The sequence below is a fragment of the Aeromonas sp. 11P genome, from assembly GCF_051920165.1.
Classification (GTDB): Bacteria; Pseudomonadota; Gammaproteobacteria; order Enterobacterales; family Aeromonadaceae; genus Aeromonas; species Aeromonas veronii.
In genome coordinates this window covers 4,720,172-4,733,204 of the sequence record NZ_JBQBDJ010000004.1, presented here as the reverse complement: position 1 = coordinate 4,733,204, position 13,033 = coordinate 4,720,172, and the positions used below count along the sequence as shown (strand labels likewise).

The 13,033-nt window shown below is 57.0% G+C and carries 5 protein-coding genes; 2 read left to right on the top strand and 3 right to left on the bottom strand.

Translation table 11 applies throughout. The annotated features are described in order from the left end of the window. Window positions 1-391: 391 nt before the first annotated feature. Both ahpC and ahpF read left to right on the top strand, forming a co-directional pair. Complete coding sequence (gene ahpC, locus ACTG1P_RS21855; RefSeq protein WP_005337335.1) at window positions 392-958, top strand: alkyl hydroperoxide reductase subunit C; 567 nt, start codon at window positions 392-394, stop codon at window positions 956-958. Window positions 959-1,082: 124 nt separating this feature from the next. Beyond that, window positions 1,083-2,663, top strand: a complete 1,581-nt coding sequence (gene ahpF / locus ACTG1P_RS21850; RefSeq protein WP_440002254.1) for an alkyl hydroperoxide reductase subunit F — start codon at window positions 1,083-1,085, stop codon at window positions 2,661-2,663. Window positions 2,664-2,799: 136 nt separating this feature from the next. On the opposite strand, the gene ACTG1P_RS21845 is transcribed toward ahpF, so the two are convergent. From ACTG1P_RS21845 to ACTG1P_RS21835, 3 genes are all read right to left on the bottom strand, one after another. Further along, window positions 2,800-3,516, bottom strand: a complete 717-nt coding sequence (locus ACTG1P_RS21845; RefSeq protein WP_440002253.1) for an SIMPL domain-containing protein — start codon at window positions 3,514-3,516, stop codon at window positions 2,800-2,802. Window positions 3,517-3,572: 56 nt separating this feature from the next. After that, window positions 3,573-4,133, bottom strand: coding sequence for a hypothetical protein (locus tag ACTG1P_RS21840; RefSeq protein ID WP_440002252.1), 561 nt, complete (start codon window positions 4,131-4,133; stop codon window positions 3,573-3,575). Window positions 4,134-4,219: 86 nt separating this feature from the next. Next, window positions 4,220-12,838: a retention module-containing protein gene (locus ACTG1P_RS21835; protein ID WP_440002251.1), complete on the bottom strand. Its 8,619-nt coding sequence runs from the start codon at window positions 12,836-12,838 to the stop codon at window positions 4,220-4,222. Between the last annotated feature and the right edge of the window lie 195 nt (window positions 12,839-13,033).

The window sequence follows — 13,033 nt, the reverse complement described above, 5'->3', positions numbered from 1 at the left end:
GGGATTTTTTTATCTGCGTTTTCTGCTCTCCCCCTTGTCAGCGCATCTCCATCGCTGCGAGCAGCGGCCTCAACCTCCTGCGCCACCCGTTTGCACCACCGCTTATCTCATCGCGTCATCGTGGCTCTGCACACCCCTTCTTATGCCTTGAAAAGGCGATGTGGCGCACAGATATTGAACCACGACAAGGAGTTATCTCAGTAGGCCAGAGATATTCATGTTAGGTACAGCCATAGTGAGCTATCTAATAAGTAGATTTAAGCGATTCAAAATTGCGGCTTTTATCGATTAGCGGAAGCCCCTATGATGAATCCATCGAAAGTTAAGCGCCTCGTCTGGCAAGACTCTTCAACACCAGACCGGCATATGTACATCACCAAGGAGCAATTACATGTCTACCTACATCAACACTGAAATCAAGCCGTTCAATGCTACCGCCTACCACAATGGCAAATTCGTTCAGGTGTCTGACGCTGACCTGAAAGGCAAGTGGTCCGTGGTCTTCTTCTACCCGGCTGACTTCACCTTCGTTTGCCCGACCGAGCTGGGCGACCTGGCTGACAATTACGCTGAATTCCAGAAACTGGGCGTCGAGATCTACTCTGTCTCTACCGACACCCACTTCACTCACAAAGCATGGCACGACACTTCTGACACCATTCAGAAGATCCAGTACCCGATGATTGGTGACCCGACTGGTACCATCACCCGCAACTTCGGCGTGATGATCGAAGAAGCTGGTCTGGCTGACCGTGGTACCTTCGTGATTGACCCGCAGGGCATCATCCAGATCGTCGAGATCAACGCTGGCGGCATCGGCCGTGACGCACTGGAACTGCTGCGCAAAGTCAAAGCTGCCCAGTACGTTGCCTCCCACCCGGGTGAAGTGTGCCCGGCCAAGTGGAAAGAAGGCGAAGCCACTCTGGCCCCGTCCCTGGACCTGGTAGGCAAGATCTAAGCCTCCCGCTTCCAAGACCGGCCCGCATAAGGGCCGGTTTTGTTTCCGGCCCCAAGCAAAGGCGCCGGTCTGCTTTCCGGCTTACATCTCACGCCGACCCGCAATCACAAGAAGGAATTCGAAGATGTTGGATACCAACCTCAAACAACAGCTGAACACCTATCTGCAGTACATCGTCAATCCCATCGAGATCAGCGTGTCCGGCAACGACAGCGACAAATCTGCAGAGCTGCTGGCACTGGCCAGCGAGATCGCCGAGATGTCACCCAAGATCACCCAGACCTCTGGCACTGCCGCTCGCAAGCCTTCCATGAGTGTCGCGCCGCAGGGCCAAGCCCCGCGCGTTCACTTTGCCGGCATCCCCATGGGTCATGAATTTACTTCTCTGGTACTCGCCCTGCTTCAAAGCGGCGGCCACCCCTCCAAGGCCGATGCGGCCGTGCAGGAGCAGATCCGCAATCTCAAGGGTGAGTACCACTTCGAGACCTATATCTCCCTCTCCTGCCACAACTGCCCGGACGTAGTTCAGGCCCTCAACCTGATGGCGACCCTGAACCCCGGTATCACCCACACCATGATCGATGGCGCCCTGTTCCAGGACGAGGTCGCCGAGCGTCAAATCATGGCGGTACCGAATGTCTACCTGAACGGCCAACCGTTCAGCCAGGGCCGCATCTCGCTGGAAGAGATCGTCGCCAAACTCGACACCGGTGCCGCCGAGCGCAAGGCTGCCGAGCTGAATGAGAAAGATCCCTACGATGTACTGGTGGTGGGCGGTGGCCCGGCTGGCGCCGCAGCGGCCATCTATGCCGCCCGTAAAGGCATTCGCACTGCCATCGTTGCCGAACGTTTCGGTGGTCAGGTGATGGACACCGTCGGCATCGAGAACTTCATCTCCGTGCCCTACACCGAAGGCCCCAAACTGGCTGCGAGCCTGGAGCAGCACGTCAAAGAGTACGGCGTTGAAGTGATCACAGAGCAGCGCGCCGCCGCCATCAGCAAAGATGGATATGTGAACGTGGATCTCGCCTCTGGCGCCACCTTGAAGAGCCGCGCCGTGATCCTGGCTACCGGTGCCCGCTGGCGTGATCTGAACGTACCGGGCGAGCTTGAGTACCGCACCAAGGGCGTGGCCTACTGCCCGCACTGCGATGGTCCCTTCTTCAAGGGCAAGCGAGTAGCTGTGATCGGTGGCGGTAACTCCGGCATCGAGGCAGCAATCGACTTGGCTGGCATCGTCGAGCATGTGACTGTGGTGGAGTTCGCCGACACCCTGCGAGCCGATGAAGTGCTGCAGAAGAAGGCTCGCTCCATGGGCAATATCGACATCATCATGAGCGCGCGCACCACCGAAGTGATCGGTGATGGCAGCAAGGTGGTCGGTATGGATTACGAAGATCGCACCACAGGTGAGATCAAACACTTAGGCGTGGCGGGTATCTTCGTCCAGATCGGCCTGGTACCGAACACCGAGTTCCTGAAAGGGAGCGAGATTGCTCTTACCCGCTTTGGCGAGATCGAGATCGATACCAAAGGGGCGACCTCCCTGCCCGGCGTCTACGCCGCAGGGGATGCCACCACGGTACCGTTCAAGCAGATCATCATCTCCATGGGTGCTGGCGCCACCGCCGCACTGGGTGCGTTTGATTACCTCATCCGCAACCCGGCGCCGGAAGCGACCAAAGCTGATGCTGTGACCGCCTGATAAACCCAGCGCAACAAAAAGCCGACGCTCGATTAAGTAAACACGAGCGTCGGCTTTTTTATATCTGTATCGATGCGCAATAAAAACCCCGCAGCAAATAGCTGGGTTGTTCATGACTGGACTTCAACGACGGGCATCACTCCAGCAAGAAAACAGCCTCGATATTATCACTTACCGTGATCTGCTGTTGTTGATAGCTGTTGTCCGCCATATCCGGCGCGGGAGCAGCCATCGCCATGGCCTGCACCACCTTCAGGTTGCGGCTGTAGGCGGTAATGGGCGAAGCATTGCGGTACTCCACACTGTAGACCTTGCCAAGCTTCATCCCGAACGCCTTGGCCAGAGATTCAGCCTTGGTTTTGGCATCCTCAACGGCATTCAAACGGGCCTGCTCCTTGATGACCTGCGGCGACTTCAACCCGTACTCAATCTGGGATACGGACTCCAGCCCGGCTTTGAGGGCGATATCCATCAGGGGGCTCAACTTGTCGAGCTGATAAAGCTTCACTGCCAATTGTCGCTGAGCACGATACCCCAACAATAACGGCTTCTTGTTCTCGCCATACTGATATTCCGGAGAGACCATCAGATTGCCAGCCTCAACATCGCTGCGCTTGATCCCCAACCCTTCCAGTTGGCTGAAAAAGGCTGCGACCTTGGTATCGACCTGCTGCTTGGCCTTGAGGCCCTGCTTATCCAGTGCACTCACCGCCACATTGAGAGTGAGCATATCGGGTTCGGTCTTCTGCTCGGCATAACCGCTCACCACCAGATGGGGCGCTTGCGGCACTTCAATCGCCAGCAGCGGAGCACTGACAACCAGCGCGGAAAGAGTAAGAAGGGGACGCCACATAGAAAAAAACCTCAATCGGAAAGATTGAGGTCATTATGCCCGCGCAGCTACGGGATTCATATATCGTGCAAGGGGGGGAGCTGATCCAGTATCTGATTGGTCAGATCGAGACTAATGGTGACCATGCTGCCGGGATCCTGGATCTGGTTTGCCATATCCAGAGCAGGAGCCGTGCCACAGACCAACACCTCATCATCGAAATGGAACGAGTCCCACGACAGAACGTGTCCTTGCACCGCCTGTCCGATATTGGTGCCACCACTATCCTCCTCCATCGCAGACCAAGGGATGGTATCAGATGGCCCTAGCAAATCTTGCAACAACGGAGAGTGAAAGCTGGCCAGCGGATACTCCTGCTGCCCCTGATGATGGCCAACCAGAATCATGTTATGGGCAGACTCGGTATCCATGGCGGGCACATAAGTGATAGAGGCCGTAGCGAAGTCAACATAGAGCGAGCCCGCTACATCACCGACCTCATTCTCAATCTCCATCCCATCCAGCCGGTCACCCGCGATCGAGGCCTGATAGCCAAACTGGCCGGCGCAGGTAATGTTTCCCTGCCCATCCCAGCTATAACGGATACCATCAATGTCGACCCAGTTGAATGACTGCATGATTACCCCTCTCCTCTACTGCCGCTATCTTATCCATCCCCTTGAGGAAAAAACAGGGGCCAGGCAAGCCCGGCCCCGTTCGCTGGTTACGGATCAACCTTGAGGTTGCCGTCATCCAGCAACTTCTGAATAATCTGCAAGTCACTGTTACCCAGGGTCGTCAAGTCAATACTGTCAAATTTTATGACGTGGGTGGTTCCTCCATTCGTACCATCCAAATCAATAGTCAATGTTGATTTGTTTGTGCCTGGCCCATCACTACTGAAATTGAGGTACGCATCAAGCGAACCAGAGTTGGCATGTTCGCCAGTGAGCAGCTCGCTTATATCCAGTACATCTCCGCCAGTGCCGGTGGTGAAGTCTTTGATGACATCCACCCCACCGATATCACCCGCCCCCCACTTAAAGGTGTCTTTACCGCCTCCACCTGTCAGGGTGTCGCCATCAGCACCACCAAGGAGCAAGTCATCGCCGCCACCACCGCTCAAGATGTCGCTTCCAACCACACCGCTCAGTACGTTGGCATTGCCATCCCCCGTCAGACTGTCGTTGAACATGGAACCCACCAGATTTTCCATATTGCTCAGACTGTCAGTACCCGCACCACCGGTCGCCTGATTATTACCATTGACCTTAACAGTGACACCGGCCGTACTATCGATGTAACTGGCCGTGTCGTTGCCAGCACCACCGTTCAAGGTATCGTTGCCTGCACCGCCAACAAGAATGTCGTTACCCTCGCCACCATTCAAAGCGTCGTTACCGGTACCGCCCAGCAGAATATCATTTCCAGCATTGCCGTTGAGCGTATCCGCCCCCGTCCCGCCGATGAGGATCTCGTCCAGATATCCTCCTGTGAGCGTTGCCCCGCTTTGAACATCCACGAAGACCTTGGCCGTATCTGTGGTCGAGCTATTGGTGTAGTTGAATGACCCTTCGTAGCTACTGGAGGTTGCGCTGCCAGAGGTATCATCGAACGTCACCGAACCCGCGTTATCTGTCACTGTTCCACCAACGGCCCCAGAGACGCCCGTAATAATCTGGGTCGCAGCCAGCGGCCCGGTATCATTGACAAGCAACGCCCAATCCGGAACGGTTGCAGGGTCCTGGTTGGTGATGATGAAATCATCGCGTACCACCGTCGGACCAACCGCTGGCTTGATCACGATGGCCAGAGTGCTGGACGCTGTGTCCCCGTCCTTATCGGTAATGCCATAGCCCACGACCTGGTTTATGCCCCCTGCCGGTATAGAAGACGGCGGAGTATAGGTATACGCCCCGTTGTCCATATCTACCTTGAGGGTGCCGCCAGCCAGCGCAATGCTCCATTCGTTTGTTGATTGGTTAAAGGTCCCAACCGACGTATCGCCAGATGGGGTATCCGTGTTCTGGTTGTAGGTATACGTTATCCCCCCAACAGTAATGGAGCTGAGCCAGCCACCATCCGCCCCGGCACTGGCCACTATGCCATTGATTATTTGACCCGCCAGCGGTGGCGCCACAACGGTACTCAAAAGCGTAGCGGCCAATTGACTGAAATCAGTCACAACCACAGCGGTTGTATTCGCTGGGCTCGCGCCGCTGACACCATTGTAAGCGATGGGATCAAGTGCAGACTGGGTAGATCCCGAGCCCATCCCTAGCGCAAAGGAGTTAATATTGTTCGCTTTAAGGAAATCAGCCCAATCTTTGGTTTCTCCACTCAGTGTCGAGCCGTCACCATCAATGCCATTGCCACCACCAAGGGAGTTATCTCCATCCAGGACAGAAGCGGCTGAGCCACTCAATGCGTTCGCTGTGGGCTTACCATCTGACATAAAATAGGAGACATTTTGTGCATTAGTCAGTCTGCCTGTATCGCCAAAGGCCTTGATCGCCTCATTTAGAGCATCGTCATAGTTCGTATTGCCTGACGGCACCAGCCCCAATATGGTCGACTTGGCAACATCCACATTGACCCAGACACTGGTTGGATTATTTGCGGAGGATGCAAATGTGATGATATTGACCATGACAGAGCCATAAGCACTGTACTTGTCGAGCAACTCCAGGGCAGATTTTTGCATCACCTGCATCCGGGTCATGCCTTGATACCCCGATGATCCCCCCATACTGCCGGAGATATCGAGGATCAACATCAGGTTGGTATTTTGCACCTGAGTGGCCTGACCGGCATTGGTCACTGCATTCGCCATCGGGGCATCATCGCTGATGACCACCTGGAGATTACCGGTGCCAACATCCCCCGTCGCATCCGTGGCAGACACCACGAACAGCGGGCCGTTAACAGTGTCATCATCCCCCTGCACGCTGTGCGTGAGCACATTGTCCTTGAGCGTGTAGGTGTAGTTCACCGTGTACAGCCCCCCGCTCAGACCGGTCACCCCAGTCACGACCAGCGTACCCAGTGCATTGTCTACCAGCGTCTGGCTGCCGCCGCTGGCCAGGTTGTAAATCCCACCACCAATGGTCAGTGCAGTGAGGTTCTCACCTTGCGTGTTGACGGTGAAGCTGCCGGTGAATATCTCGGTGTCGCCTGCCGAACCCGAACCGGCTGGCTCGCCGCCACGGACCGGCAGACCCTCTTCATCCACCGTCGCATTGCCGATGGTCAGCACCGGTGTGCTGGTATCCTGGCCGATGTTGATGGTCAGGGTCGCCGGGGCCGTGTCGTTGTCACCATCTTTGAGGGTGTAGGTGAACACGTCCGTTGCCCCAACCGGCACCGAGGCCGCGGTCAGCGTGTAGCTGTACTCGCCATCCAGACCCATGGTCAGGTTGCCATACTGCCCCCTCACCGTGAAGCCGCCCGATGGGTTATTGTCGGTGCTGCCATTGAAGCCGACGACCTGGCTGACTGCCGCATCATCCGCCCCCTTGACATCAGCTCCCGCACCACTAGTTCCACCCGTGGTACCCAGCCCTGTAATCACATTGCCGGTGACGGCTGTGAATACGCCCTCCGTCGCACTATCGGCATCATCATTGGCACTCGGCGTATCATCCACGATGCGCACGACCAGCTGGTCGCTGGCACTGGTGCCGCCCACTCCGTTCACGGTCACTCCCACCACGTCCGTCAGGGTGGTGTCATTCGCTGGTTGCGTGTGTGTCTGCGCCGCATTGAGTGTGTAGCTGTAGGTGATCGTCGCGCTCTTGTCCCCGTCGGCGCTGCTGTAACCAATCACCTTGAGGGTGCCTTCCCCCGTGTTGATCCCTGCCGATGGCGCACCGACCGAGAAGGTCTTGAGCGTCGCCACCGAGAAGGTCACGCCACCAATCACCACCTCCTTGATCCCATCGCTGGCCGAGACCTGGAAGCTGTCGCTATCGGTTTCACTGTTACCCGCAGCGGCCGAACCATCCGGGTTCAGACCCGCTTCATAAACCGTCGAATCCGCCCCTTCTGCCGCCACCGTCACCTTGGCCGTATCATTCGCACCCTGAATGGTGATCGTCAGCTTGGCCGGACTGGTGTCACCGTCCGCATCACGAATGAAGTAGGTCAGGTCGACACTCTTGAGGTCATTTGCACCCAGTGCTTGTACCGCAGCACTGGCGTTGTTCACGGTAAAGCTGTACGCCCCGGTCACATCATCCAGCACCAGTGTGCCATATGGCGCCAACTCGGCCTTGGCCGCCGCGTTGGCGTCCCACACCACGTAGTCTGCTCCCTTGCCATCGGCACCAAACACATCGTCGCTACCATCGGTCAGCACATTGCCGCTGACCGCCAGCGTACCGTCTTCTGTCACCGCAACCGGGCCATCATTCACCGCCTTCGGCACATCGTCGATGATGGCGATCGTCAGGTTGCCGCTGTCTGTGCTGCCACCCACCCCGTTCACGGTCACTCCCACCACGTCCGTTAGGGTGGTGTCATTCACTGGTTGCGTGTGTGTCTGCGCCGCATTGAGTGTGTAGCTGTAGGTGATCGTCGCGCTCTTGTCCCCGTCGGCGCTGCTGTAACCAATCACCTTGAGGGTGCCTTCCCCCGTGTTGATCCCTGCCGATGGCGCACCGACCGAGAAGGTCTTGAGCGTCGCCACCGAGAAGGTCACGCCACCAATCACCACCTCCTTGATCCCATCGCTGGCCGAGACCTGGAAGCTGTCGCTATCGGTTTCACTGTTACCCGCAGCGGCCGAACCATCCGGGTTCAGACCCGCTTCATAAACCGTCGAATCCGCCCCTTCTGCCGCCACCGTCACCTTGGCCGTATCATTCGCACCCTGAATGGTGATCGTCAGCTTGGCCGGACTGGTGTCACCGTCCGCATCACGAATGAAGTAGGTCAGGTCGACACTCTTGAGGTCATTTGCACCCAGTGCTTGTACCGCAGCACTGGCGTTGTTCAGGGTAAAGCTGTACGCCCCGGTCACATCATCCAGCACCAGTGTGCCATATTGCGCCAACTCGGCCTTGGCCGCCGCGTTGGCGTCCCACACCACGTAGTCTGCTCCCTTGCCATCGGCACCAAACACATCGTCGCTACCATCGGTCAGCACATTGCCGCTGACCGCCAGCGTACCGTCTTCTGTCACCGCAACCGGGCCATCATTCACCGCCTTCGGCACATCGTCGATGATGGCGATCGTCAGGTTGCCGCTGTCTGTGCTGCCACCCACCCCGTTCACGGTCACTCCCACCACGTCCGTTAGGGTGGTGTCATTCACTGGTTGCGTGTGTGTCTGCGCCGCATTGAGTGTGTAGCTGTAGGTGATCGTCGCGCTCTTGTCCCCGTCGGCGCTGCTGTAACCAATTACCTTGAGGGTGCCTTCCCCCGTGTTGATCCCTGCCGATGGCGCACCGACCGAGAAGGTCTTGAGCGTCGCCACCGAGAAGGTCACGCCACCAATCACCACCTCCTTGATCCCATCGCTGGCCGAGACCTGGAAGCTGTCGCTATCGGTTTCACTGTTACCCGCAGCGGCCGAACCATCCGGGTTCAGACCCGCTTCATAAACCGTCGAATCCGCCCCTTCTGCCGCCACCGTCACCTTGGCCGTATCATTCGCACCCTGAATGGTGATCGTCAGCTTGGCCGGACTGGTGTCACCGTCCGCATCACGAATGAAGTAGGTCAGGTCGACACTCTTGAGGTCATTTGCACCCAGTGCTTGTACCGCAGCACTGGCGTTGTTCAGGGTAAAGCTGTACGCCCCGGTCACATCATCCAGCACCAGTGTGCCATATTGCGCCAACTCGGCCTTGGCCGCCGCGTTGGCGTCCCACACCACGTAGTCTGCTCCCTTGCCATCGGCACCAAACACATCGTCGCTACCATCGGTCAGCACATTGCCGCTGACCGCCAGCGTACCGTCTTCTGTCACCGCAACCGGGCCATCATTCACCGCCTTCGGCACATCGTCGATGATGGCGATCGTCAGGTTGCCGCTGTCTGTGCTGCCACCCACCCCGTTCACGGTCACTCCCACCACGTCCGTTAGGGTGGTGTCATTCACTGGTTGCGTGTGTGTCTGCGCCGCATTGAGTGTGTAGCTGTAGGTGATCGTCGCGCTCTTGTCCCCGTCGGCGCTGCTGTAACCAATTACCTTGAGGGTGCCTTCCCCCGTGTTGATCCCTGCCGATGGCGCACCGACCGAGAAGGTCTTGAGCGTCGCCACCGAGAAGGTCACGCCACCAATCACCACCTCCTTGATCCCATCGCTGGCCGAGACCTGGAAGCTGTCGCTATCGGTTTCACTGTTACCCGCAGCGGCCGAACCATCCGGGTTCAGACCCGCTTCATAAACCGTCGAATCCGCCCCTTCTGCCGCCACCGTCACCTTGGCCGTATCATTCGCACCCTGAATGGTGATCGTCAGCTTGGCCGGACTGGTGTCACCGTCCGCATCACGAATGAAGTAGGTCAGGTCGACACTCTTGAGGTCATTTGCACCCAGTGCTTGTACCGCAGCACTGGCGTTGTTCAGGGTAAAGCTGTACGCCCCGGTCACATCATCCAGCACCAGTGTGCCATATTGCGCCAACTCGGCCTTGGCCGCCGCGTTGGCGTCCCACACCACGTAGTCTGCTCCCTTGCCATCGGCACCAAACACATCGTCGCTACCATCGGTCAGCACATTGCCGCTGACCGCCAGCGTACCGTCTTCTGTCACCGCAACCGGGCCATCATTCACCGCCTTCGGCACATCGTCGATGATGGCGATCGTCAGGTTGCCGCTGTCTGTGCTGCCACCCACCCCGTTCACGGTCACTCCCACCACGTCCGTTAGGGTGGTGTCATTCACTGGTTGCGTGTGTGTCTGCGCCGCATTGAGTGTGTAGCTGTAGGTGATCGTCGCGCTCTTGTCCCCGTCGGCGCTGCTGTAACCAATTACCTTGAGGGTGCCTTCCCCCGTGTTGATCCCTGCCGATGGCGCACCGACCGAGAAGGTCTTGAGCGTCGCCACCGAGAAGGTCACGCCACCAATCACCACCTCCTTGATCCCATCGCTGGCCGAGACCTGGAAGCTGTCGCTATCGGTTTCACTGTTACCCGCAGCGGCCGAACCATCCGGGTTCAGACCCGCTTCATAAACCGTCGAATCCGCCCCTTCTGCCGCCACCGTCACCTTGGCCGTATCATTCGCACCCTGAATAGTAATGGTCAGCTTGGCGATGCTCTCATCACCATCCGCATCCTTCATGGTGTACCAAACGTCGTAGCTCTGGTTGAACAAGGACGTCAATGCCTGGGTCGCCGCACGGCTGTTGTCCAGCGTATAACTCCAGGCGCCAGTGGTCGGGTTTTGAGTAAAGACACCGTAGGTGGCCAACGCACTGACCGCAGCACTGTTGTCATGCCCGGTAGCACTCCAGCCAACAAACACCGCTAGCGTATCGGCACCAGATGTATCATTGCCCAGCACATTGCCACTCAGGCTACCCGCCGCATCTTCGGTGACAGAACCACCCTCGTCGTTGGTGGCGGTCGGCACATCATCTTCCACGTTGATGGCAAAACTCCCTGCAGGGAAGCCACCTGTCAGCGGGTCTCCGTCACCATCGGTGGCGGCCAGTACGCCAGAGAAGTCGATGCCCACGTCTGCCAGTTGTTCACCGTCATCACCATCCGCTGTCGGATGGTCCAACTGACCACTCAAGGTAAAGCTGTAGCTGCCGCCAGCCCCTACAGTCAGGGTAAAGATCGGCACACCACCCGCACTGGCTGTCAGCACATTGCCCGCCACGCTGTAGCTCAGCGCCACACCGCCACTGGTCAGCCCCTGTCCCACCAGACTACTGACATCACTGCCCAGACCAAAGCTGCCTGCCCCATCGGCACCAAAGTTGACCAGTGCATTAAGGGTGCCAGCCAGCCCTGTTGCGCTCACACTCTGGTCAGACCCTTCGCTGTTGCCGCTGGGCAGCGCATCTTCGTGCACCAAACCGCGCACGAATTGTTCCTCCCCACCAGCCAGAGTGGGGGTGTCATCCAAAATGGTAACGTCAAGGGTATCGCTGGCCGTGTCCCCATCGCTATCGATCAGTAAAACGCTGAAGCTTTCGCTTAGGGAGGTGTCATTGACGAGTCTTGTATGGTTTTCATTATCGCCAAGGGTATAGCTGTAACTGACTTGCCCTTCACCGGTCACCGGGTTGTAGGTCACCGCTGAGATAGTCAGTACATTTCCTAACGGGCTGATAATGGACTGTGGAAACGATGTGCCTAGCTGGCCATTGGTGATTAATGTAACGCCAGCCAAAATCAAACTCTGGACACCGTCAGGCGCATTGAAGGTAAATACCCCACTTTGAGTCAGAGCTGCTGCGTTGGGATCCGAACCATCCGCTAAATTGGTATCGCTGACTTGTACCTCACCCCCAACCAGATCAAGCCCTGCAAGCTCTACCTCTTGCTCGACCGGAGTGATAGAGATAACGAGTGTTGAAGTCACTGTGTCCTGGCCATCAGTTACCTGATAGTTCACCGGGGGAACTGCGCCATCATAGTTAGGCGCAGGTGTGAAGGTATAGCTCCCATCCGGATTGATGATCAGCGTGCCCACTCCGGTAATGGTGGCAGCAACACCGGCAGGGACTCCGATATTGATACCCCAGTCATATGAAACGATAGAGGCATCAGCCGGTCCATCTGGATTGGCACTATTGTCGAGCAAATTCCCACTGACCTGGGTGTCTTCCAGGGTCACGGCGGTTTCGCCCAAATCATCAAGCTGATTTTCAAGAATCAAATCTTCGGCCTGATTTTCATTGATGACAGCAGCTGTATCGTAGGTTGTATCAAACCCTGCAGCCGCTATCGTGGCATCGCCGGTTCGATCAATTGTGACGAAACCACCATTACCACTGGCCCCCGCAACCCCACCAATACCGCCACCACCACCGGCCGCTGGTGCCCCACCAGCAGCAGAAGCCTCAAAGTTTTGAGTCGGGTCAACCCCCTGCAGAATCGATTCTTGCAATGCGGCAATATCTGAAGGAGCGCCTTCCTGGCTGGCAGCCACTTGCGGTTGAGCAGATTCAGCGGACTCGGAACCTACCGGTACATCCGATGCAGGAGTATCGTCATAAGGGGAAAGAGCCAGCTTGGCGTCATCCGCTATGGTCAATTTGGCCCCAGGTTGGAGAATTTCCCCTTTTTGCAGAGGGCGGCTGCTTCCATCAGCCAGCACAATCTCCACATTGCCTTCGATAGCTGAGACAACCACGGACTTGTCGATGATTTGGGTACGCATATCCATTGCTCCAAGGTGACAGATCTTGATGTCTACACCGTAGAAGTAGATAGCGCGCTGTTCCGTTGCAAAAAAGCGTACGTTCGAGAGAAATTCAACAAATGGACGGAAAAAAATCGAAAAGTTGGAATTTCTTAATACAAATCAGAACCCTAGATACAGCCCCATTCAAGACCGACCTTGAGTTAGTTATAG